Source organism: Paraflavisolibacter caeni, assembly GCF_025628885.1.
Classification (GTDB): Bacteria; Bacteroidota; Bacteroidia; order Chitinophagales; family Chitinophagaceae; genus Flavisolibacter; species Flavisolibacter caeni.
Window position 1 is genome coordinate 433,848 of the sequence record NZ_JAOTIF010000002.1, and the last position, 23,965, is coordinate 457,812.

Below are 23,965 nucleotides of genomic sequence, written 5' to 3' on the forward strand. Positions count from 1 at the left end.
GCAATTATTTGTGTGTAACATACATTTTATGATGAATTTTAACCTGTCTCAAATTCCTGACCGCCACCTTAAACCCCGTACATCAGGAATTACAATGGTTATGGATAAGGGGCTTAGTGTTCAGGAAGCAAAGAATTTTTTAAGTGTAGCCCATCCACATGTTGATATTGTGAAACTCGGTTTTGGAACTTCGTTTGTTACCCCCAACCTTGAAGAAAAGCTGGAAGTATACCGCTCATTCGACATCCCCGTATATTTTGGCGGAACTTTATTTGAAGCTTTTTTAATAAGAAATCAATTCGAAGATTATATAGCTGTATGCAAAAACTTTGGCATTGAGTACATGGAAGTAAGCGACGGCTCTATTACGATCCCGCACACAGAAAAATGCGGCTATATAGAAAAATTGACGAAACATGGTATTGTGCTAAGCGAAGTAGGTAGCAAGGATGCTGCTCATATTATTCCTCCATACAAATGGATCGAATTGATGAGAGCCGAATTAGACGCTGGTTCTTCTTATGTTATTGCAGAAGCCAGGGAAGCTGGAAACGTTGGCATCTATCGTGGATCCGGTGAAGTGAGAGAAGGGCTGGTACAGGAAATCCTGACTCAGATCCCAGGCGAAAGAATACTTTGGGAAGCTCCTCAGAAAGCACAGCAACTCTATTTCATTGAACTATTAGGTTCAAATGTAAACCTTGGCAACATCGCCCCAATGGAAGTATTGCCTTTAGAAACTATGCGTTTAGGCCTTCGCGGCGACACCTTCCATTTATTCTTAGATAAAGAAGCCGTTCAATGAAACTATTCGGTTTGCTAGGAAAGACCTTGAAACATTCTTTTTCCAAAAGCTATTTCTCGAAAAAATTCGCAGAGGAAAACAGAGCTGATTTTAAGTACGAAAACTTTGAGCTGGAATCAATAAATCAGCTTCCTGCTTTGCTGGATCTACATCCAGACCTTTGTGGATTGAACGTGACAATACCTTACAAGGAAGAAGTGATCCCTTTTCTGCATGTGCAAAACGATGTAGTTCAAAAAATAAAAGCTTGTAATTGTATTAAAATCAGGGAAGGAAAACTATTTGGTTTTAATACGGATGTAATAGGCTTTAAGCAATCGCTCGAGAAAGGCTTAAAGCCTCACCATCAAAAGGCATTGATATTAGGTACAGGTGGTGCCGCTAAAGCTGTACAATATGCTTTAGAGTTGCTGGACATTGATTTTACTATAGTTTCCCGCACAAAAAAAGAAGGAATTCTTTCATACAAAGAATTGAACGAGGAAATCATGCAGGAGCACTTATTGATCATTAATACTTCCCCTGTCGGTATGTTCCCAAATGTGAATGAAGCACCTCAGATTCCATATGAGTTCATTACACCCAACCATTATCTTTTCGACCTGATTTACAATCCGGAAAAAACGCTCTTCCTTCAAAAAGGAGAGGAGCGTGGTGCCTTCATTGCCAATGGCCATGAAATGCTGGTATTGCAGGCAGAAGAAAGCTGGCGTATCTGGAATACTGAATCATTGTAATTGCTTCAGTGCCAGCTCCGGTACTTTAGCTACTTTTTTCTTTTCATAATCAAAACAAACCATGCCTGTTTTAGCTGTTGCTACCAAAGTCTCTTCTTCGTTTTTTACTAATTTATAGACCAGGTCAAATCCAACCGCACTAAAATCATTGGCAGCTACATAAACTTTTAATACATCTCCATAAAATAATTCTGCTTTGAATTCAATGGCTACATCAGCCATGATCAATCCTACACCTCCAAAATTTAGCTCAGTAAGTTGATGATGCTTTAAAAATTGTACCCTGGCTTCATGAATCAGAGAGAGAACGGAATCATTGCCTACATGATTACCATAATTTAAATCAGTAATACGAACGGGAATAATTGAAGAAAATGTAAATGAATCGGGAACAGTAACCTTAACTCTTGCCATTGATCATATTTGAAAACGGGCAAATTAACAAATTACCAATTCATATCACCAACATCCATTTTCAAAATATTAAATGATCTATCCCCATTCGTCATTCCCGCTCATCTTTCATCTTCCTGCATCCCCTTCAAAATCTCAAGCACACCGTTAAAATCAGCAGATGCATATATCGCAGAAGTGGCAGCCTTTTGTTGCCATAACTTGATTTGTTGCGCACATTCGGTTTCAGACCATTCATCAGAACATTCAAAAAGGTCATAAAGTTTGCTGGAATATCTTATAGGTTCCCCTTTGTTATTGGTATGCACAAAATAACGGTCAACCAGTGAATCCTTTGCTTTTTGCCATTCCGCGATTATTGCATGATAACCGCTACCCCTACCTGATGGATGCAAAGCTTTGGAAGAATGTTTTTCCGGAAAAATGGTTGTTGTTCCGGTATTAACTTCTGTGGAATTTTGATCAGAATATGTTTGGCTATCTGAATATCCGTTCCAAGGTGTACGTTTATTTTCTTGACCCTCGGATGATTGAACTTGTCGAAGTTGAGGAATGGTTTGCACGCTGGATCGTTGTGTTAATTCATTGGACTCAGATGGTTTTGCAATAAATAAGTTAATGAGCACGGCAGCGAAAATTAATGCTGCAGCGACGCCGCTGTAACGGAAAGCCAGTTTATGTTTTTGATAAAACGAAACCACATTGCCAGGTTGACGCGCCTCTAACCCTTCCTCAATATTTTCCCATACTTGCTGGGGAGGCCTACTTTCAAAGGAAGAAAGTTTGTGTGCAAGAACGTATTCCTCATCAGCATCTAGTGAAGCAGCTATCCTGTTCCATGTATCTGCCGGCGGCTTAGCTTCCCATTGATGCATCTTATCTTTTAATTCGCTGCTCATAATTTAGCGTGGCTGCTTTCTTTTTTCAATGTGTTTTTGTACCAGATCCTGTAATATCTGCTTGGCTCTTGATAATTGCGATTTGCTGGTGCCTTCACTAATGCCCAATTCCTCTGCAATCTGCTTATGAGAATAACCTTCAATTACATACATGTTAAATACCGTACGGTACCCTGGTGATAATTGTTGTACCAATTGAACGATATCTTTTTCTGCAAGCGTATCCAGAATAGATAAATATTTCCCTTCAACAGTACTCTCTTCCTTTTCCGTTATTGGCTGCAGATGAACCTTCCTCCGGAAATGTTCTATAGCCGTATTTACAAAGATCCTTCTGATCCACCCTTCAAATGACCCTTCACTGCGGTAACTGCCAATTTTTTTGAACACCTTGATAAATCCTTCCTGCAAAATATCTTCCGCCTCTTCATTGTTAGAGGCATAACGCAGGCACACACCAAACATTTTTGGTGCAAACCGTTCATACAATTCATATTGCATTTTCCTGTCCCCGCGAATACATCCCTCAATTAAGTCGGCTTCATTACGCATTTGGTTGCTTGCTCCCTTTAAGATTTATTGTTGTAAGCTCATTTGATTCAAAAATTCTACCAGCTTGGCCACAGCTTTCTTCCTGTGGCTGAACTTGTTTTTTTCTTTCATCCCCATCTCTGCAAATGTCTTTTCTGCTCCATTAGGAATGAAAACGGGATCATACCCAAAACCTTGATCACCTCTGGGTTCGTATGTGATAACGCCCTCGCAAATACCTTCAAAATGATATTCCAGGTCTGCCAGGATTAGACAAATCACCGTTCTGAACCTTGCTCGCCGGTCTTCTTGCTGTCCTAGCCTGGCTAGCAGCTTTTCCATGTTTTGCTGCGAAGTCTTTTCTTCACCGGCATAACGTGCACTTTTTACTCCAGGTTCGCCATTGAGTGCCTGAACCTCCAACCCGGTATCTTCGCTAAAACAATTCTCTCCGGTCATTGTTCGTATTGTTCTGGCCTTCTCTGCTGCATTTTCTTGCAGCGTATCATGAGGTTCTGGTATTTCAGCATCTATCCCCGCTTCTCGTAGGCTGATAATGGAAATATTAGATGGCAAAAGAGTTTTTACTTCTTCTACCTTGTGTTGATTATTGGTTGCAAAAATGATTTTCATACTTGATTGTTAACCTCCCGGGCTTAAGACTTTCATCTTATAGCGAAAATAAGTTTTTCAAACTCCCCCAAAGCTTCATTTTTAATGCCTTGTCTTTTTCAATTTCATGAAGCGCAGGAGCATGCAGGTAAGTGCATTTACTAAAATTTTGAAGTTGAAACTGCGGAAAGTTCATTGGTAAGCCAATACTATCTGGCTCCAGACCAAATAGCAAAGCTGTCTGATTTTGAAAAAAGGATTGAAGTCCTTTAAAATCTGCATTTTGATTTTTTAAATTCAAAATAGCGACATCCTCAGTTGTAAGCCCACATGCCTTTAGCACAGAAATTAAGAATTTCAATTCATGTTCTGCCAGATATTGAGCTTTATCGCTGGTTGTAAGAATCAAAATATGCTTTCTGTTCTTGCCTTGGAAGTCGAAAGTTTGCTGTTCTATCTTAATTCGTTGCTCTGTCTCTTGATGAACAATGTTTGGCTGCTCGTTTAATGAAGGGGTGTTCATTGGTTCTTCCACCAAAGACTGTTCTGGCATAGCCTGCACTATTTCTGGTTGATCCATCTCAGGGTGTTCAACCATAGGATGCTCCGCTCTGGGCTGAACCTCAATCCATGTTATTTCAGTTTCCACCAGAGTGTCTGGATAGAGACCCACAATCAGTTGCGGGGGCATTTTTATGTCGTTTAAGCTCATTTAATGTAGATGATTTCCAGTAAAGTCTTAGCTTTTTTGTTTCTTTGCTTTGCTAAATTAGTTATTATGATTGCAAGTATTGGTTTTCCTGTTATAAAGGCTGAGCGTAGCAAACTCCAGGACATGAATCTGGAGAATTTACCCTTCGGAAGAATCTTTACCGACTACATGCTGGAAGCTGATTACGATAAAGGTGAATGGAAAAATGTAGAAATAAAACCTTATCAGCCACTAGTGATGGACCCATCGGCCGCTGTGCTACATTATGGCCAGGCTATCTTTGAAGGAATTAAAGCTTATAAAGACGATCAGGATAATGCTTATGTCTTTAGGCTTTATGATAATTTCAAGCGTTTTAACGTTTCAGCTGCACGTATGGAAATGCCCCAGGTGCCGGAAGAAATCTTTGTGGAAGGCATAAAGCAACTGATTGCCCTGGAAAAAGCTTGGATCCCTTCAATGGAAGACCATTCTTTGTACATCAGGCCGTTTATGTTTGCAACAGATGAAATGATTGGTGTGAAACCTTCTGATAAATATAAATTCCTGGTGATCCTGAGTCCTACAGGTCCTTATTATGCCAGGCCAATGCGCATTTATGTGGAAGAATTTTATGTGCGAGCTGTAAAGGGCGGAATCGGCTTTGCAAAAGCTGCTGGTAACTATGCCGCTTGTTTGCATCCGACTGAAGAAGCTAAAAAGAAAGGTTATGACCAGATCTTATGGACTGACCCGGTTGAGCACAAGTATGTTCAGGAAATTGGTACCATGAATGTGATGTTTATCATCGGTAATTCAGTTGTAACGCCAGATTTGGAAGCAGGCACCATTCTGAATGGTGTAACCCGTCAGACTGTTTTAACCCTCCTGAAGGAAAGGGGACTTACTGTTGAGGAAAGACCAGTAAATATAGAAGAACTGATCGAGGCTTATAATGCAGGTACACTGAAGGAAGTATTCGGTACCGGTACAGCAGCAACTGTATCTCCAATAAAAGAACTTCGTTACAAAGACTTTGTAATGACATTTGATATTGATCAGTGGGAAGTAATGCCCGGAGTAAAAAAGACCCTGGACGACATCCGCTCCAGCAAGACTGAAGACAAGTACGGCTGGATGGTGAAAGTGTAATGAGAGCTATGATTAATTTCTATAAACTAAAAACCCGCTCTTAAAGCGGGTTTTTAGTTTATGCCTTAAAATCTCCCAAATTCAGGCTCAGAGACTTTTAAACGACGGACAGATCGTCTCCCTTCTGTTGCCTCTGTATTGGTTCAAAACACCCTGTTTAACCAGGGAAAATTCGAAAGCTCCACGGGTGTTATTATAGTTCTTTAATGTTGAAATCGTGGCATCATAGCAAAAGGTGAAAATATAATCTTTATAACCCAATCCAACCATAGGGATCACCGCCTCTTTATGCCGGTAATATAAACCTCCGATTAAAAGGTATTCGCCATCACCTGAAAGATTATAGTGGGCATTGGCGCCTGCTACCAATTGGGAAACCTTGGCTTGTGTTGTGTAATAAGCATTCGGATTGATGATCCATTGTTCATTTACTAAAAAACTACCGTTTAAAAAGGCAATGTAACGGCGGGGCACCCGGTTGTCAACAGTACCATCAGCGCTGGCATCAAAGAATGATTCCCTGGGTTTATTGATGTGATGAACAGAAAAACCGCTGTTCAGGTATATCTTGTCAGTCGGAAAATAAGCATAGTTCATACCAGCCTGAAGGTCTAGATAGCCGGTTTGAGTCCTGTCAAGGCTTGCGGTGGTTGGCATCTTATTATCAAAAAACTTTCCGTCAAACTGGTCTGGGAACTTTAAATTGGACACATTGATGTGTTTATTGGCATAGCCCACATTGAACCCAAGGCTTAATAAACTTGCATAGCCTAGCAACTGGTGGTATGCAATTGAACCATACAGCTTTGTAGAGGTGAGATTGCCACTGCCTGCAACATCTCGCAGTAGCACAGCACCTGCGCCTACCCAACCGTTTTCCATCCGGTCCTTTAGTAACTGTACATCGCCATAAATACTGGTGGTTTTAAAAGGAAGTGTCATGATCGACGACCACTGGTTTCGGAAATTGGCGCCAAGCCGGTAGTCCCCATCTGGAATAAAACCTGTGTTAGCAGGATTTGTAGTAAGTGGAGAATTGAAAAATTGTGAATAATGCAGGTCTTGTGCATAGGTTAGGCTGACAACCAACAGGCCGCAGCAGGCAAACAAAGTTTTTAAAATTGATTTCATACTCTAGCCCCCTCTATCTAATTAAAGTGATATCACCTTTTTTACTCGTTTTCTTGCCGTCAAAAAATTCTACTTCGAGTGTATAAGCATAAACATCCATAGGCAGTAGTGCTCCCTTATAACGGCCATCCCAGCCTATACTTTTACTTTGTGTTTCAAACACCTTTTCTCCCCAGCGCGCCCAGATCGAAAACTTCATTTTAGTAATTCCATAGCCACGTACAAACACCTTATTGTTTGCATCGCTGCTCAACGGTGTAAACGCTGTTGGAACGTCTACTGCCGCATCTACCAGCGCCTGTACAGGTTGGCAAATAGTATCAGTACAATTGGCAATGTTAAATGCGATCAGGCAGGCATTGAATGTTCCTGTCGAATTATATTCATGCTGCACAGGTTGCGCTGAATTCACTACCAAACTGTCTCCATCGCCAAACAACCACTTAAATCTTACCGCATCCGGAGATGATAAATTGGTGAAGGTAACTGGTGTATTTACCAAAGGAGGCTGTGGCGCAGCACTGAAATTAGCCGTTGGTATGCCCGCTACGGTGATGGTCTTGGCTATTGAATCAATAAAATTACAAGTGGCAGAATCTCTCGCTATTAGCTTAATCGTATATGTGCCGGGCGTAGTGTAAATATGTAAAGGTTCATGGTCTGTTGATGTGGCTCCATCGCCAAAATTCCATGTGAAATTCTGGCCCGCCATAGAGGTATTGGTGAATTGCGCAGGATACGGCGCACAACCTGTTGGAAGCGTCTCAAACTGGGCTTTCACAAGAGCCGCTACACGCAAAGTCTTTACAACAGAATCCGGGTAGTTACAAAATGCACTATCCAATAATAATAGTCTTACATTATAAGTACCTGGATTGGCATAAGTATGGAAAACACTGTTTAGACCGCTCCTGAGTCTTGGGGTGCCATCACCAAAGTCCCACTCAAATGATTGTCCATTGAATGGCTGTGTACCCGGAGCTCTGGAAAGATTATCAAAACGGTAGCGGAATGAATCACAAGGATTCAACTTTACTGGGTTAAAGTCCAAATCAGCTTTTATATCGCCTACACGTATACGTAGGTATGATGTATCCCGGATATTACAGGTAGAAGAGTCTATTGCAACCAGCATAACACGGTATGTCCCAACCACATTATACGTGTGTGAAGCAGACGGAGTAGCAGTGGTTATCTGTGGACTGCCATCTCCAAATTGCCATTCATAACTAACGGCATTACGTACTGTATCAGTAAAATCAACAGTCAGTGGTACGCAGCCTGCAGTATCGCGCAGAATTCCCCTAATTGAAGACCGTACTCCAGAATGTACTCCGGCAAAGTTCATTTCAATCTTCACCATAGCTAAATTACAACCCGGTGAAGGATTTGTTTCCTGCCATGCTCCAGGTGTAGTAGGAAAAGGTGTTGGACCAAATTGCTTGCAGTTGGCGCAAATGGCCTGGTAAATTACTCCGTTACGGTCAAAGCGGCTTGTTCCTCCATCCACATGGTCTGTAGCATAACCGTCCTGTCCAAAGAAACTTCCAAACAATTGAGCCGTTGCATTTTTCTTTAAAACAAAGAAATAAAAATCTTTACCGTCAGTGGTAGCCTTAATGGCATCTGGCGTTACAGGAAGCCCGTTGGTTCCGGAGCTTTGATAATTTGTGCCCGAAGAAATTGAACCGCCCCATCCAGATACATAAACATTTTCACACCTGTCCACCAGGAAGGCTGTTATAGAAATACTCGGATTATTGGCCGATTTACCGAATGCCGTAGAATAAACATACCTGGAAAGGTCTGGTTCCAACTTGGCAATGAACTGTTTGGCCCCGGCATCATAATAGGCGGCATTGATATGTGGCCAGTCGCCTGTAGTTTGTCCGGTTACATAGGGATAGCCAAATTTGTCAAACTGTATTCCGTACACCTGGTCAATGCCACTAGTGCCTATAAAGGTCGTTTTTTGTATGCCCCCTGAATTACCAATAATTGAAACAAAACCATCAATATTGCCCTGATTACTTACACCGATAGTACCACTGGTATTTCCTGGCATACTTCCACCTGAAGATTCTGTACCTCCGGCTATATAGATCTGACCTGTAAAAGGGTTAAGAGATAATACATAAGCGGCATCATTTCCATCGCCTCCCAAATAACTGCTGAAAATGACATTGGAGGCATCTGGTGTCAGCTTAATAATAACGCCATCTTGCTTTCCTGCATTATTGTTTTGGAAAGCATTTTGTACATAAAAGTTGGTCGATTGCGTACAGGAAGCAACATATATATTATTTCCTCCATCCAGAATGACTTCACTTCTGCCATCATCACCATAGTTGCGTTGTAATGAATTAGCTCCGCTCCGGGAAGCGTTGATGTTGGCTCCGTCATCAGCAGATCCGCCAATCCGTGCGGAGCCTATCAGGGCTGTACCTGTTGCGTTTAATTTAGTAACAATGATATCATAATTGCCCAGGTTACTGGAGGTGAAGCCTTTTGTTGGGTAAGAGCCTGCTCCCGAAATAGGAGAGTTGGTCCTGCCCGCAATAACAAGGTTGCCTTGTTGGTCCACTACCAGGCTGTGTGGTTGTTCATTGCCTGAACCGCCAATATAGGTAGCGTATACCCGGTTTCTGCCATCTGGAGTGAGTTTAATAATAACAATATCTTCCGGTACGGGGTTGGACGAACCTCCGCCAAAAGTAGTTTGAAAGGCTCCGGGAGAAACAGGGAATCCTCCTTCCAGCGATATCCCTCCACCATACATGCTGCCATCTGGTCCATAAGTCGCAGTGAAGCCCCAATTGTCTTTCATGCTTCCACTGAACGAACAAAAAATAAGTGTGGGGTCGAGGATCAGAGGAAGATTCTTGTCATAATTTCTGACATCAAATCGCATAACATTTCCGTTCACCACATATTTACTGACGATCTCTTTGCGGCCACTTTCATTTGGTTGATAAGAGTAGGGGGCTAATTCTTTTAATATACCTACCGAAGTAGGGATGAATAACTCCTTATTTTTTACTTCAAGTTTATCTATCCCATTATACTTTAGGGCAACCTTACTCACATCAGCGCCGGGATTTACAATAAGATCATATTTTACGCGTCCGTTTTGAGAATAATAACGAATATCTATACCAGGGTACAAATTCTTTACTGTAATACCTAGATAAATTTTGCAGTCGGTTGCCCATTTGGATGGATCATCCCCCTTAAAGTAATTATTGTAATTATTAAGGGGTTTGTCGGCAATGATTTGCGGGTGGGCTGCTGCATTTAAAAAATCAACACGGTAAGCATGGGATTTGATCGTTGTTCCTGTATTTCTCTCATCCCTTGGTTCATCTTTCAGATGTCCAAGTACTCGATCAATCGCACTTTCCCACGACTGTGGTTCATGCTGCAGTATCGTAAAACCGTTGTCATGTATATAAATTGCGCCGGCAGGCACTTCGGCCATGAACTTTACTTGACTGTTCCACTGGCCTTTATTTTCAACGAATTGAACCGACTCATTAGATTGGCCGAAAGTAAAGCAGGAAAACAGTAAGAAAGACAGGAAAAGTATATAGTTTTTGATAGTCAAAGTGTTTTATAATATTAACTGAATATTCCGAAAATTGTTGCGTAAACAATTGTTAAGAAAGCAAACAATTCACGATATCTTGCTCCACACTGTCTTTCCCTGTAGGCTTCCCAGGTAATGTTTAAGGCGTAAATTCTCTGCCGCATCTAGTTCTGGGTCTTCTTCAGCAATTTGTTCTGCCCATTTTTTAGCGGCATCCAGAATAAGTTTGTCTTTGACGAGATCTGCAAGTCTAAGGTTTAATGTACCGCTTTGGCGTGTACCTTCTATATCCCCGGGGCCGCGCAGTTCTAAATCTTTCTCAGCAATTTCGAAACCATTGTTCGTAGAAACCATCGTTTTGATACGCTCCCTGGCTTCGTTACTTAGTTTTGAGGAGGTTAATAATATACAATAACTTTTTTCAGCGCCCCTTCCAACTCGACCACGCAATTGATGCAACTGCGATAGTCCAAATTTTTCCGCATTTTCAATAAGCATCACGCTGGCATTGGGTACATTTACACCTACTTCAATCACCGTCGTCGAAACCATAATTTGAGTATCTCCTTTTACAAAACGTTGCATGTTGGTTTCTTTTACTTCAGGGTTCTGACGGCCGTGTACCATACTGATCCAATACCGGGGTTCAGGAAAAAAAGCTTTTACATGCTCATAACCTTGCATCAGGCTTTCATAATCTAATTTAACACTTTCTTCGATTAAAGGAAAAATTATATATGCTTGTCTTCCTTTTTCTATTTCATCTTTAATAAATTCCAGTACAGACACCCTGTATGTATCATAACGGTGAACGGTAGTGATAGGTTGCCTGCCTGGTGGCAATTCATCCATGATACTGTAATCAAGGTCTCCATATGCGGTCATAGCCAATGTTCTGGGAATCGGTGTTGCGGTCATAACCAGAACATGAGGAGGTACGGCGGCCTTTTTCCATAAACTCGCACGCTGCGCTACTCCAAAACGGTGTTGTTCGTCGATAACAGCCAATCCTAAGTTTTTGAACTGCACCACTTCTTCAATAAGTGCATGGGTGCCTATGATCAGGCTGAGACTACCTTCTGCCAGGCATTGCAGGATATATTTACGCTCACCGTTTTTGGTAGAACCGGTAAGCAGGTGTACGCCAATGGGCATGTCTTTCAGCAGGCTGCTGATAGAATTGAAATGTTGCTGCGCCAGGATTTCGGTCGGCGCCATCATACAGGCTTGGAAACCATTGTCTATCGCCAACAGCATTGAAAGAAGGGCTACAATAGTTTTACCGCTGCCCACATCTCCTTGCAACAACCGGTTCATCTGGTGACCATTCAAAGTGTCGGATCTTATTTCTTTCAACACCCGTTTTTGAGCGCCAGTCAACTGGAAAGGAAGGTGCTTGTGATAAAATGTATTGAACAAGTCTCCAACCTTGTCGAACACCACACCTTTGGAATAGCGGTGACGCTTGGCCCTGACAATGGCCAGGCGAATTTGTGCTATAAAAAACTCTTCAAATTTTAGCCGGCGCACTGCTTTTTCATATGCTTCTGTCGAAGACGGAAAGTGCGCCTGCTGATATGCGGCATAACGCGAAACAAACTGCCCTCTATGAAGAATACTATCGGGAAGGTTTTCCGGAATGTCTTTTTCCGAAAGCAAGGGTAGTAACGCTTGTACCAGTTTTGCCATAGGGCGCCCACCCAATCCCCTGGCCTTCAGTTTTTCAGTGGTCGGGTATACAGGCTCCAGGTAATTCTTAGTCTGTGCAGTCCCGGCTTGAACTACTTCCAACTCCGGATGAACCATTTGGGGCTTGCCCATAAAAAAGCCCATCCGCCCAAACACCAGGTACTGCTGCCCTTGCCGAAGCATTTTTTGAACCCAGCTGATACCTTGGAACCAGGTAAGTTCCATTGTGCCGGAATCATCTTTTAAATTAGCTATTAAGCGTCTTGCACTTTTCTCTCCAATCACCTCAAAATTGACCAATACTCCCTGTACTTGTGCAAATTCAATTGACGGGTTCAGGTCTACGATCCTGAATATCTTGGTGCGGTCTATGTGCCTGTACGGAAAATGATGCAATAGGTCACTGAAAGTAAAGATATTCAGCTCCTTCTTCAACAGGTCTGCACGCTGCGGCCCCACACCCTTTAAATATTCAATAGGATACGATAATATGTTTTGATTACTCCCAGTCATTCGTCAGTCGAATCATTCGTAATTCAATTGCCTTTTATACAGCTGGATCACATTTTCAAATCCAAGATAAATGGCATCGCAAATAAGTGCATGACCTATGCTCACTTCGTCCAGCCAGGGAATATTTTGCTTCAGGAATTTCAGGTTATTCAGGTCAAGATCATGACCGGCATTCAAACCTAATCCCAATTCCTTCGCTCTTCTGGCTGCAGCCAAATAGGGTTCAATGGCTGATTGCTTATCACCCTTTGCATATTCGACAGCATATCCCTCTGTATAAAGCTCAATTCTGTCCGTGCCCGTTTCTGCAGCACCTTCTATCATTTCAAGCACTGGGTCTACAAATATGGAAACGCGGATACCGGCATTTTTGAAAATGCCAATGATCTCTTTAAGGTAATCCTTATAGGCAATGGTATCCCAACCATGATTGGAAGTGATTTGATTGAGCGCATCAGGAACAAGTGTTACTTGGTCCGGTTGGGTTTCCAGTACCAGGTCTACAAACTTCTGTTCCTGGCAATTCCCTTCAATATTAAATTCTGTAGTAATAATTTTCTTTATATCACGAACATCTTGATATCTTATGTGTCGTTCGTCTGGTCGGGGGTGAACTGTAACGCCATCTGCTCCAAAGCGCTGAGCATCAATAGCAGCCTTCACTACATCTGGATTATTGCCTCCCCGGCTGTTACGCAGGGTGGCAAACTTGTTGATGTTTACTGATAACTTGGTCATACTGCAAAATTACAGTCGGAAGAGTGAGTTTGGTGGTTGAACTTTTTTCTAACCTTTTTTTATAAAATCGATATATCCTCCACATCTTTAAATCCAGGTTCGCCAATTGCTCATTTACTTCCGTGGCCAATGATTGATTTCTAAAACACAAAAGACCATTAAGGATTTCAAAACTTAATAGTCTCCGTTATTAAAAGCGGTAAATTTGAAGGGAGCAACACCGTTCGCAATGAATACTGCCAATTATGTTTTCTGGTTTTTTGTGATCACGCTCCTCATTTGGTTGGTTGTTTTGGTATGGGCGTTGATCAATCTGTTTAAAAGAGAAGACCTGTCTCTGGTCGCTAAGGCCTTCTGGACATTAATAATTATTTCTTTTCCCATTCTTGGCCTGATCGTATATGTCATCATAAGAAAAAGGCTTTAATAGGTACCCAACTTTAATCTTCTTTACTGGAAATACTTTTTCAATTCTTTATCCTCACCTTTCCACTGTGCAATCTTTGCCAATGCATTTACCAAGGGCTCCTGAATAAATCCAGGGATACCTGGGAGATAGGTGCCGCTGTATCCTTCATTTATTGTATATTCCTTGCCATTCTTGCCAACCAGGGCTTTGCCCTTTAAAACGGTGAAATACTCATTAAATTTTTTATGATAGTGCCAGTCATTTCCACCATGTGGTTCCAATTCCACTTGGATCAATTCATAAGCGCCACCGGTTTCTTTGCCGGTCTTCAAAAAAGTGGACCTGTAATTACCATCGCTGTTAAAGACGGTTCGGTCTGTACGATTTCCAACATTGGTGTCAAGGGCAGGTAAACTTTCACACCGGCTACAACAACATCAGCAGCTTTTCTGCAGCTTACAAAAAATTCTTTGGCTATCTACCCGGAAAAATCAGTGTACGTTGTTAATAGGAAACCCCCTCTTTTGCATCAGTCCATCGATCTTCGCATCACGTCCTCTGAACAAGCGATAACTCTCCGTTGGATCAATTGTATTACCAACAGAAAAAACATACTCATACAAACGTCTGGCAACTACTTTGTCATAAGGGCCGCCAGCTTCAGTGAATGCACCGTAAGCGTCGGCAGTGATGACATCCGACCATAAGTAACTGTAATAACCTGCAGAATAGGAGTCACTCGAAAATATATGCAAGAAGTGGGGGAGACGGTGCCGCATCACCAACTCACTCGGCATGCCCAACTGGGCAAGAGTTTCCCGCTCAAATGCATCCGGATCAATTTTCTGTGTACCCGCCAAATGGATCTTCATATCAATTAGTCCGCTCGCTAAATATTCTGTAGTAGCAAATCCTTGTTGAAATGTTGATGCTTTTTCAATCTTTTCTACAAGATCCTTTGGGATCGGCTTGCCGGTTTTATAATGAAGGGCAAAGCGCTGAAGTACTTCGGGTGTAGATAACCAGTGTTCAAGAAGTTGAGAAGGGAACTCTACATAATCACGGAAAACAGCTGTCCCGGCAAGCGATCCATAAGTGACATTGGAAGAAAGTCCATGCAGGGCATGACCGAATTCATGAAACAAAGTACTGGCATCATCCCAGGAGATGAGCACGGGTTCTCCTGGTTTCCCTTTCACAAAATTGGAGTTGTTCGAAACAATGGTAGTTATTGGTTCATCCATTTGTTCCTGGCGGCGGTAAGCATTCATCCAGGCACCGGATTTCTTGCCAGTTCGTGTGTAAGGATCGAAGTACCACAGGCCTACGTGTCTACCTGTTGTTTTGTCTTTTACATCCCATACACGAACATCAGGATGATAAACTGGAATGTTTGATACTAACGTGAAACTAAAGCCGAAGAGTTCTCCTGCAACCCAAAACATGCCCTCACGTAATTGCTCCAGCTGTAAGTATTGTTTTACCTCATCTTGATCCAGGTCATACTTCGCTTTTCTTACCTTCTCTCCGTAGTAACTGTAATCCCAAGGCTCAATCTTGTTGACACCATCTTTACTGGCAATTTGTTGCATATCGGCAACTTCTTCCTGCACGCGCGCTACTGCAGGCTTCCATACAGCTTCCATCAATTCCATAGCCTTCTCTGGAGTCTTCGCCATGGTGTTCTCCAGGCGCCAGTGTGCATGTGTGGGGTAACCCAGTAACTGGGCACGCTGTGCACGGAGTTGCAGGATCTCCGTACTAATTGCATTATTGTCATGTTCGCCTCCATTATCACCGCGACTGATAAACATCCGCCATACCTTTTCACGTAGATCGCGTCGGCTGGAGTAAGTAAGAAAAGGGGCAACAGATGAACGGGTGTTTGTAATGATGCCCACCCCAGTAATTTTCTTCGCAGCTACTGCGGCAGTGACTACATCACGCGCTGATTGAGGAAGTCCTTCAAGATCAGCCTCATTTTGCAGTACAACATATTGCTCGCTCTCATCAGCAAGCACGTTCTGGCTGAACCGTGTAAATTGTCTGGCCAGTTGTTGATTGATCTGGGACAATCGTGCCTTATCGGCTGCATTAAGTTTCGCTCCGGCACGGACGAAGTTGTTGTAATAGTGCCAGGTAAGTCGTTGCTGCTCTGGAGTCAGTTTTGCTTTCTCAGGTGATTGATATACAGCTTCAATACGCTGAAACAATTGCTCGTTCTGAATAATTTGATCTGAGAAGGCTGCGATCTTTGGCCCCATTTCACGTTCTACCAACTGGAACTCTGGACTATTCATGTTCGCGCTCCAGATATTATAAACAATATGAACGTTACGGAATGTTCGGTCCGCACGTTCCATAGCCGCAATGGTATTGTCAAATGTCGGAGCTTCAGCATTAGAGGCAATTTGTTTCACCTTGTCCAGATTGTCTGCCATGGCTGCTTCAAGTGCAGGCTTGAATTGTGGCACCTCAACACTGTCAAATGGCGGTACTCCTCCATATGGACCTTCCCATCGCTTTAGAAGAGGATTGTCGTGAGCGTCAGTCATAGTATCTACAGTTCTGGATTGCGTTATATGTTCTTTACCTTGATTAGTATGCTTGTTGTGAATTAACTTCTTCTTCATTACTACAAATTCCAGTGGCTGTTTCGGAATGCCAAATCTCGGGTCGTTTGGAAAAGGCTGCTTTTCTCCTGTAAGATGAAACCCCCTTCTTTCATACCAGGCGATCAATTCATTGCGTATCGAGATGACCGTCATTGTAATCGCCTTGCAATCTTCTTGTCTTGCGTATTCTTCTGAAGCTTCTAGGAGCTGCTTCCCAATTCCTGAGGCCTGGCTTTCAGGTGATACGGTAAGCATGCCTAAATACATTTCATCTTGATAATGATGCAGGTACACGCAACCTAAAAACTCACCTCTATTATTCGTGCATTTTAATAAACACGCACCTGGTCTTTTGATCAGATCTGTTAACGATGTTTCATCTATGCGGATGCCACCTAGTAAGTCCGCTTCCGTCGTCCAGCCTTTCTTTGAAGATTCACCACGGTAAGCACTATTCACTAATTGAACCAGTTGCGGAACATCACTGATCGTAGCTGCAGAAATAGTCAAGTCATCAAACATGAAGCAAAAGTAGTGAGGTTAACTTTGCTTACCAGTACTCTTGCATCTCATGCATTAGAAAAGGGGCAGCAGCCCCTTAATAAATCGTGGTTTCGTTTTATGGCAACGCCCCAGTTGTGTAAATATCATTTACACCATATGAATTTAATTAATTTCCATATAACTGGAAATTAAAACATAAAAGCTTGCCGCAATAAACATTAATAAGATGAGCATGACCGTGATGGCTGCTCCCAGGTTGAAATCGTCGCGAACTTCTGTCTCTGCTCTGCTTATATTCTTTCTCACTGTCTCCATGATATTTGGTTTTTGAACTTATAGAATAAAGCTAAAAAGCATGCCATTGTAATATTAACTTGAACTTGGGTCAAATCAAAGCCCATCTGTTTAAAAGTTGTTGAAAGGGCACTACGTTATGAAAAATAGTGGGGTTAATGGATGAAGTATGCCCCTATTAAACAGTCAAGAATTTGGATTTGATCGTCACTTTGTTGAAAATTAGAATTTTGGACTAATGTTTTATGATATTTCTGCTTTTCTGGTAGTTATAGTTTATACTAAGTTTTCACTTTAGGCGTTTCTCGTTTGTTCGCTTCGGGCGGATGCCCAAATGCGAATTCCGTACTACTCAACGGATAGTGGATAAATCCAAAAAACAAATAATAAAATATGAAAAACGGCTTAAGAAATCTGCTTACATTACTAATTTTTGTTAGTCTTTCTCAATTGCTGAAGGCTCAGGATGCAGGGGGAAATGCACCCGCTAATCCTTGGTTCTATGGGGGCAACTTCGGTTTGAGTTTTGGAGATTATACGCTTATCAATGTATCACCCTTGGTTGGTTACCGTTTTTCAGAAATGCTGGCAGCAGGTGGCGGTGTCAATTTTCAATACTCAAGCATCAAAAATCACTACGATAATGGTGCTGATTACAGTAAAGTTTCGCAAGGAGTAGTTGGCTTAAATATTTTTGGCCGGTTTTATCCAATCCGTAACTTGATGCTTCAGATTCAACCCGAAGCAAATTATGTATTCGGTAATGAAAAATTTTATACGACTCCACCTTATGAAAACAAATTCAATAAAATCGTTCCAAGCCTCTTGGGAGGAGCAGGTCTGGTGTTCCCTGCCGGCCGTGGTGCAACCATAATATCTGTTTTTTATGATTTGCTACAGGATTCAAGCTCTCCATACGGCAACCAGCCCATTATAAACTTTGGATACAACATCGGCTTCTAACAATATCCAAAAGAAGAAAAAGCCGATTTACGAAGCTTGGATGCAAGACCAATTAAACAATGAAAGCCTGCAGGAAGGTTACTCTCCCCGCGAAACCGGCATATTGGTATTCGCCGAATCCCTCGAAAAAGCTATGTATTTCAAAGATGTCTGCGAAAAGTTGGCCTCTAAAGAATAGCGCATCCAGCGTCGATTCTCTATTTCCTATTGTCAAATGCTTCTTGTCTGTTCGCAATTCCTAGATACTGAACCAACTCCCCGGGCTCCTTCAACACGGTGATCTGCTCATCAAGTTCCCCGTATAAAAATCCTTCCCGTGTCAGCAACTGTAAATGGTCCAGTAAATTATCATAAAAGCCCGCCGCATTTAGAATGAATACCTTTTTATCATGTAAGGAAAGCTGATTCCACGTCAATAGTTCAAAAAGCTCATCCAGGGTTCCGAACCCGCCCGGTAAAATCAGTGCGGCATCGCACCATTCATACATAGTCCGTTTGCGCTGGTGCATATCCTCCACCACCAGCAGTTCGCTGATTTCATTGTGCTGGCTTTCCCATTCAATCAGTAATTGCGGGATCACACCGCGTACCGTTCCTCCTCTTTCCATTATAGCGTCGGCAACGCTGCCCATCAAACCGTTCTTGCCACCACCATATATCATAGTAATATGATGTGCTGCCATCAAAATACCAAGCTCCTTGGCCTGCTGAATGTACAAGGGATTATTACCCGCCTTCGACCCACAGAAAATCGCAAGAGATCCTATCATAATTCAGAATTGCTGGTTAATAGATCAAAGTTTATGGTTTTTCTTTAACAATTTGTCACACCCCTAAATATCACAAAATCTTAATGTAAAAATCTCCTGCCCCCTGACCGCAAATGGCAGCAAATGACCGCTTTTGTCCACTTCAACAGAATCCATCCTTCGTACCTTAAGTAGACCTGAAGCATACCATAAGTATACCTAAAGTAGGGCTAGCGTATTCCAACAGCAACCCTCCATGCCCTCTACTTACCCCATACATACTCCATGCAGACTGGATGCCTACTCCGTATCTAAGCCGTACCATAGGCGTACTTTAGGTATACATCAGCCGTACTTAAGCCGAGGCTACTTCGACCATCCTTCGACCATCCTTCGACTATGGTTCGACTATGCTTCGATCTGAATGGAGCAAATGCTCATAAATAAGGGGAAAACAACCTATAGGCAGAACGCCCTGAACGGAGGCAATGGAGCTGCGCCTAAAGATACAAAACCAACCCCCACCTTCCAAGTTTTGCCCCCCAACTTCAAACTTCAAACTCCAAACACCAAATCTCTAAATTCCGAAATCCGAAATCCCCAGCCCCGGTTCAGATCTGAATACTCCCCTCTAAGCTTGATGCAAACTTGGAATGCAAGCAATGTGTAAAAGTTTGATAATTACTATGGCGGGATTAACCAGGCAAAACAAATTTTTTTATCTTCAAAAATTCTGCTTCTTTGCGGACCCTGCCAGGTCTTAAAGACAGGGTAGGGGTATAAATCGGTACCGTACTTATATTGATAAATAACAATTTATGTCATCTGCGCTTTTGCTTTCATTTGTGTTAGGGTATTTTGTGCTGCTGCTGGTGGTAGCTTATTTCACGTCTCGCAATTCCAACAATGATTCTTTCTTTATAGGAAATAAAAAGTCCAACTGGATGTTGGTGGCATTCGGTATGATCGGCACCTCCCTGAGCGGCGTTACATTTGTATCTGTACCCGGAACAGTTGGGACGGCAGCGTTCTCTTATTTCCAGGTTGTGATCGGTTACCTGTTAGGATATTTCGTGGTGGCATTCGTGTTACTTCCACTTTATTACCGGCTTAACCTGACTTCCATATATAATTACTTGCAACACCGGTTTGGTATGGTGTCTTATAAAACCGGCGCTCTGTTTTTTATTATCTCAAGAACACTAGGAGCAACCGCAAGACTGTACCTGGTAATCAATGTATTGCAGATTTTCATTTTAAGAGACCTGCACATTAGCTTTGGATTAGCAACTTTTATTATCCTCCTGCTCATCTTGCTTTATACATTCGAAGGCGGCGTAAAAACGATCGTGTATACAGATACCCTTCAAACTACATTCATGCTGCTAGGGCTTGTGGTTTGCATTGCCTATATCATGTCCAACATGGGGCATTCTGTCAACTCCACCTTGCATGAGTTGAGCCAGAACAACCTGACCAGGATCTTTAATACAGATGTTCATTCTGCGGGCTTTTATCTAAAGAATATCCTGGGTGGTATGTTCATCACCATTGGCATGACCGGCCTCGACCAGGAGATGATGCAAAAGAACATTAGTGTGAAAACATTAAAGGATTCACAAAAGAACATGATGACTTTCAGCATTATCATGGTGATGGTGAACTTCCTGTTTCTCCTCCTGGGTGGCATCCTTTACCTGTATGCTAAAACAAATAACATAACAGTGCCTGGCGATGACCTGTTCCCAACCATTGCATTACAATACATGCCGACTGCTATTTCCATCATTTTTATCATCGGTCTGATATCAGCCTTGTTCCCTAGTGCCGATGGCGCTTTAACAGCACTAACATCTTCTTTCTGCATCGATATTCTAGGAATAAAGAGAAGAGAAGATCTATCCGAAAAGGAAAGAAAGAAAATCCGCCTTACTGTCCATTTTACTTTTGCCTTTATCTTTTTCCTGCTGGTGATTGGCTTTAAGTTAATGGATAACAAATCTATTATTGATATTATCTTAAAAGTAGCCGGCTTTACTTACGGACCTCTTTTGGGTTTATTTGCATTCGGTATTCTTACCCGCAGGGTCGTGAACGATAGGTTGGCGTTGTACGTTTGCCTGTTAGCTCCTCTGCTGATTTTAGGAATCGATTTTGTGAACAATATTGGATGGTGGCAGAAACAGCTAAAATTAGATGGAGCCTGGGTGGATCAAATGAACGCGTTTTCAACTTCAGTGTTTGGTACTTTTAAAATAGGGTACGAGCTGCTCATCTATAATGGCTTGCTTACCTTTTTAGGTCTCTGGATGATCTCCGGAAAAGAGGAAAGTATAAAATTGAAAGAACAAGGCAAATTGGAGGAAGTAAAATACTAGGATAGAACCCTAATCCGTAGCCTTTATCTTGTAACCCAATATTGTAACTAGATGGACATCACCTCCCCCAAAGCTGAAGCCTATATCGGAAAGTATACTTCTGAGGAAGATTCATTATTAAAAGAGATTGCTGAGTACACGGAAGCCAATCATCCGAAGGCTCATATGCTCAGTGGCCGGTTGCAGGGTAAATTCCTGGAAATGGTAAGCTTTATGATACGCCCAGAGCGCATACTTGAGATAGGAACCTTTACCGGTTATAGTGCTCTTTGCCTGGCTAAAGGCTTGCAACCTAACGGCGTTTTACACACGATAGAACTAAGGGAAAGCGATGCTGCGACTGCAAAGGGATTTTTTCAGCGGTCTTTTTTCAAAGACAATATAATTTTGCATATCGGTGATGCGTTAAAAGTAATCGGTGAGTTGGATGAAATGTTCGATTTGGTTTTCATTGACGCAGACAAGACAAATTACATGAATTATTTTAACCTTGTTTTGCCAAAAGTGCGTCAAAACGGATTTATTTTCGCAGACAACGTGCTCTTTCACGGTCAGGTGTTAACGGAGGAAATAAAGGGTAAAAACGCCAAAGCTATCCAGGCTTTTAACGATTTTGTCCTCTCCTGCAACGATGTGGAAAAGGTAATGCTGCCTTTACGCGACGGCCTGTTGCTGATGAGAAAGTTATGAGGCGTTTAGTGGCTTATGAATTACATCCTGGTAGCCAGTAAACCGGAAAACAAAATAAACAAAGACTGATTGAAAACACATCCCATGCAGAAACTCAAAATCTATTTCGTACTAGTGATTGCTCTGGCTGGCAAGTTATGTATTGCCCAGCCTGCCGACATTATCAAAGAGTACATTGTTAAATACAAGGAACTGGCTATCGAGGAGATGAAGCGTACCGGGGTACCGGCTTCCATCACACTCGCCCAGGGTGTTCATGAAACTTTTGCAGGTCAAAGTGCTTTGGTATTAAAATCAAACAACCATTTTGGTATTAAGTGTAAGAGCACCTGGACTGGTGAGTCTGTATCCCATGATGATGACGCACCTGGTGAATGCTTCCGCAAATATGCAGACCCTGCTGACTCCTATAGAGATCATTCCGACTTCCTGAAAAGCGGTGCCCGTTATGCCTCCCTGTTCCGTCTGGATCCTACAGATTTTGAAGGATGGGCATGGGGACTGAAAAGGGCTGGCTATGCTACAAATCCTAAGTATCCACAAATCCTGATCAAACTCATTCGCGATTTCCAGTTACAGGATTATACGCTCATTGCCATGGGGCAAAAAACGGAGGGACCTGATGTATTCTGGGTTAAATCTGAAACCCCTTCTTCTGTAGAGCAGCCGCAAATCGTAAATGCAGTAGTAAAAACAGAGGTGAAGCCAGAGATCACAAAGGCTGTTTATCCTTCAGGACTATTTAAGATCAATGAGACTAGAGTGGTGTATGTTCCCAGGGGTACTTCTTATTTAAGTATTGCTAATGAGCATCATGTTCCTTTACACCGTTTATTTGATTTCAACGACCTGAAACCCCAGGAAACAGCTGACCGCGACCAATTGGTTTATGTTCAGCGCAAGCGTAAATCAGGTTCATCAGATTATCATACAGTATCTGCAAATGAAACCCTGTTGGATATTGCCCAGGCAGAGGGCATTCGCCTGGAAAGTCTGTTGGCTTACAACTTCTTAAAAGAAAACATGCAACCCGAAGCCGGCCAGGCATTATATCTCCGCCATAAGGCTCCGGCTATGCCCAAACTGGCTACTGCTATAGCTAGTGTAAGCGTGATCAATACAATGTCAAATAATATGGTGGCTGCTTCTGCAGAAACCAATAATGCCTTCCTGGTTCATGTTGTTCAACCAAAGGAAACTGTGTATTCTATATCTAAAAAGTACGCGGTAAGCATGGACGATGTTCTTAAATGGAACGAATTGTCTTCTGTTGACTTGAAAACCGGCCAACAATTACGAATTAAAAAAATGTAATGTCATTAGTCACTGTTCACGACAAAACTTTCTGCACTTATCTTACGGAAAAGGATATCCAGGCAAGAATTGTGCAAATGGCGGAGGCCATCAATAAGGATTATCAAGGCAAGAAACCCTTGTTTATTGGAATTTTAAATGGGGCGTTTATGTTTGCTTCCGACTTATTCAAGCATCTTACTATTGAAGCAGAAATTACTTTTATTAAGCTCGCTTCATATAAAGGAATGAAATCTACCGGTAATGTGGTAACATCTATTGGTTTGGATCATGACCTGTATGGCAGAGATGTAGTAATCATAGAAGATATCATTGATACTGGTAAAACCCTCCACAAGTTTTTACCACAGCTGGACCACCAACAGCCAGCGTCTCTTAAAATAGCTGTCCTGTTGCATAAACCAGAAGCACTACAGCATCCTTTGAATATAGATTATGTAGGTTTTTCCATTCCCAACAAGTTTGTTGTTGGATTCGGCTTAGATTACAACGGCTTAGGCAGGAACTTAAAGGAAATTTACCAGCTGGACGGGAATAATGAGTGAATAGGA

The 23,965-nt window shown here is 42.2% G+C and carries 23 protein-coding genes; 10 read left to right on the top strand and 13 right to left on the bottom strand.

Annotated elements, in window-relative coordinates:
* Positions 1-31 precede the first annotated feature (31 nt).
* A complete protein-coding gene (locus OCK74_RS05920) occupies positions 32-805 on the top strand; it encodes a phosphosulfolactate synthase (protein WP_279296224.1) in 774 nt (257 codons plus the stop codon).
* Positions 802-1,542: a shikimate dehydrogenase family protein gene (locus OCK74_RS05925; RefSeq protein WP_279296089.1), complete on the top strand. Its 741-nt coding sequence runs from the start codon at positions 802-804 to the stop codon at positions 1,540-1,542. Before OCK74_RS05920 ends, OCK74_RS05925 begins: the two co-directional genes overlap by 4 nt.
* Here the strand turns inward: OCK74_RS05925 and OCK74_RS05930 are convergent.
* The 5 genes from OCK74_RS05930 to OCK74_RS05950 all read right to left on the bottom strand — a co-directional run bounded on the left by OCK74_RS05930 (position 1,534) and on the right by OCK74_RS05950 (position 4,689).
* A complete protein-coding gene (locus OCK74_RS05930) occupies positions 1,534-1,956 on the bottom strand; it encodes an acyl-CoA thioesterase (RefSeq protein ID WP_279296090.1) in 423 nt (140 codons plus the stop codon). The two genes, OCK74_RS05925 and OCK74_RS05930, sit on opposite strands and share 9 nt — an antisense overlap.
* Before the next feature lie 101 nt (positions 1,957-2,057).
* Positions 2,058-2,855, bottom strand: coding sequence for a hypothetical protein (locus tag OCK74_RS05935; protein WP_279296091.1), 798 nt, complete (start codon positions 2,853-2,855; stop codon positions 2,058-2,060).
* Positions 2,856-2,858: 3 nt separating this feature from the next.
* Entirely contained in the window at positions 2,859-3,407 is a 549-nt protein-coding gene (locus OCK74_RS05940) for an RNA polymerase sigma factor (RefSeq protein ID WP_279296092.1), read from the bottom strand.
* A 24-nt stretch (positions 3,408-3,431) separates the two neighbouring features.
* A complete protein-coding gene (gene rdgB / locus OCK74_RS05945) occupies positions 3,432-4,019 on the bottom strand; it encodes an RdgB/HAM1 family non-canonical purine NTP pyrophosphatase (RefSeq protein WP_279296093.1) in 588 nt (195 codons plus the stop codon).
* 37 nt (positions 4,020-4,056) lie between these two features.
* Positions 4,057-4,689 carry a hypothetical protein gene (locus OCK74_RS05950; protein ID WP_279296094.1) on the bottom strand — a complete coding sequence of 211 codons (633 nt, stop codon included), beginning with the start codon at positions 4,687-4,689 and terminating at the stop codon, positions 4,057-4,059.
* An 87-nt stretch (positions 4,690-4,776) separates the two neighbouring features.
* On the opposite strand from OCK74_RS05950, the gene OCK74_RS05955 reads away from it, so the two are divergent.
* Complete coding sequence (locus tag OCK74_RS05955; RefSeq protein WP_279296095.1) at positions 4,777-5,841, top strand: branched-chain amino acid aminotransferase; 1,065 nt, start codon at positions 4,777-4,779, stop codon at positions 5,839-5,841.
* Positions 5,842-5,928: 87 nt separating this feature from the next.
* Here OCK74_RS05955 and OCK74_RS05960 read toward each other — a convergent pair whose 3' ends face one another.
* The 4 genes from OCK74_RS05960 to OCK74_RS05975 all read right to left on the bottom strand — a co-directional run bounded on the left by OCK74_RS05960 (position 5,929) and on the right by OCK74_RS05975 (position 13,498).
* Positions 5,929-6,972 (bottom strand): PorP/SprF family type IX secretion system membrane protein, encoded by a 1,044-nt coding sequence (locus tag OCK74_RS05960; RefSeq protein WP_279296096.1) that lies wholly within the window; start codon positions 6,970-6,972, stop codon positions 5,929-5,931.
* A gap of 13 nt (positions 6,973-6,985) precedes the next feature.
* The gene (locus OCK74_RS05965; protein WP_279296097.1) at positions 6,986-10,576 is read right to left on the bottom strand and encodes a DUF7948 domain-containing protein; all 3,591 of its coding nucleotides are present in this window, start codon (positions 10,574-10,576) and stop codon (positions 6,986-6,988) included.
* A 69-nt stretch (positions 10,577-10,645) separates the two neighbouring features.
* Positions 10,646-12,760 carry an ATP-dependent DNA helicase RecG gene (gene recG / locus OCK74_RS05970; protein WP_279296098.1) on the bottom strand — a complete coding sequence of 705 codons (2,115 nt, stop codon included), beginning with the start codon at positions 12,758-12,760 and terminating at the stop codon, positions 10,646-10,648.
* A 12-nt stretch (positions 12,761-12,772) separates the two neighbouring features.
* Complete coding sequence (locus OCK74_RS05975) at positions 12,773-13,498, bottom strand: pyridoxine 5'-phosphate synthase (protein WP_279296099.1); 726 nt, start codon at positions 13,496-13,498, stop codon at positions 12,773-12,775.
* 229 nt (positions 13,499-13,727) lie between these two features.
* On the opposite strand from OCK74_RS05975, the gene OCK74_RS05980 reads away from it, so the two are divergent.
* Complete coding sequence (locus tag OCK74_RS05980) at positions 13,728-13,925, top strand: PLDc N-terminal domain-containing protein (protein ID WP_279296100.1); 198 nt, start codon at positions 13,728-13,730, stop codon at positions 13,923-13,925.
* A gap of 23 nt (positions 13,926-13,948) precedes the next feature.
* On the opposite strand, the gene OCK74_RS05985 is transcribed toward OCK74_RS05980, so the two are convergent.
* The 3 genes from OCK74_RS05985 to OCK74_RS05995 form a co-directional block, all read right to left on the bottom strand.
* Positions 13,949-14,239, bottom strand: coding sequence for a cupin domain-containing protein (locus OCK74_RS05985; protein ID WP_279296101.1), 291 nt, complete (start codon positions 14,237-14,239; stop codon positions 13,949-13,951).
* Between the two features lie 159 nt (positions 14,240-14,398).
* Entirely contained in the window at positions 14,399-17,044 is a 2,646-nt protein-coding gene (locus OCK74_RS05990; protein ID WP_279296102.1) for a GNAT family N-acetyltransferase, read from the bottom strand.
* 144 nt (positions 17,045-17,188) lie between these two features.
* On the bottom strand, positions 17,189-17,341 hold the full coding sequence (locus OCK74_RS05995) for a hypothetical protein (RefSeq protein WP_279296103.1): 153 nt from the start codon (positions 17,339-17,341) through the stop codon (positions 17,189-17,191).
* A 372-nt stretch (positions 17,342-17,713) separates the two neighbouring features.
* Between OCK74_RS05995 and OCK74_RS06000 the strand changes: the two genes are divergently transcribed.
* Together OCK74_RS06000 and OCK74_RS06005 are read left to right on the top strand one after the other, a co-directional pair.
* Positions 17,714-18,283, top strand: a complete 570-nt coding sequence (locus OCK74_RS06000) for a hypothetical protein (RefSeq protein ID WP_279296104.1) — start codon at positions 17,714-17,716, stop codon at positions 18,281-18,283.
* Positions 18,261-18,461, top strand: a complete 201-nt coding sequence (locus OCK74_RS06005; RefSeq protein WP_279296105.1) for a hypothetical protein — start codon at positions 18,261-18,263, stop codon at positions 18,459-18,461. The genes OCK74_RS06000 and OCK74_RS06005 overlap by 23 nt, the downstream gene beginning before the upstream one ends.
* A 19-nt stretch (positions 18,462-18,480) precedes the next feature.
* On the opposite strand, the gene OCK74_RS06010 is transcribed toward OCK74_RS06005, so the two are convergent.
* Positions 18,481-19,053 carry an LOG family protein gene (locus OCK74_RS06010; RefSeq protein ID WP_279296106.1) on the bottom strand — a complete coding sequence of 191 codons (573 nt, stop codon included), beginning with the start codon at positions 19,051-19,053 and terminating at the stop codon, positions 18,481-18,483.
* Positions 19,054-19,850: 797 nt separating this feature from the next.
* Between OCK74_RS06010 and OCK74_RS06015 the strand changes: the two genes are divergently transcribed.
* The 4 genes from OCK74_RS06015 to hpt all read left to right on the top strand — a co-directional run bounded on the left by OCK74_RS06015 (position 19,851) and on the right by hpt (position 23,959).
* A complete protein-coding gene (locus tag OCK74_RS06015) occupies positions 19,851-21,410 on the top strand; it encodes a sodium:solute symporter (RefSeq protein ID WP_279296107.1) in 1,560 nt (519 codons plus the stop codon).
* A gap of 51 nt (positions 21,411-21,461) precedes the next feature.
* The gene (locus tag OCK74_RS06020; protein WP_279296108.1) at positions 21,462-22,100 is read left to right on the top strand and encodes an O-methyltransferase; all 639 of its coding nucleotides are present in this window, start codon (positions 21,462-21,464) and stop codon (positions 22,098-22,100) included.
* 84 nt (positions 22,101-22,184) lie between these two features.
* Complete coding sequence (locus OCK74_RS06025) at positions 22,185-23,414, top strand: glucosaminidase domain-containing protein (protein WP_279296109.1); 1,230 nt, start codon at positions 22,185-22,187, stop codon at positions 23,412-23,414.
* Complete coding sequence (hpt, locus tag OCK74_RS06030) at positions 23,414-23,959, top strand: hypoxanthine phosphoribosyltransferase (protein WP_279296110.1); 546 nt, start codon at positions 23,414-23,416, stop codon at positions 23,957-23,959. The genes OCK74_RS06025 and hpt overlap by 1 nt, the downstream gene beginning before the upstream one ends.
* The last annotated feature ends 6 nt before the right edge of the window (positions 23,960-23,965 follow it).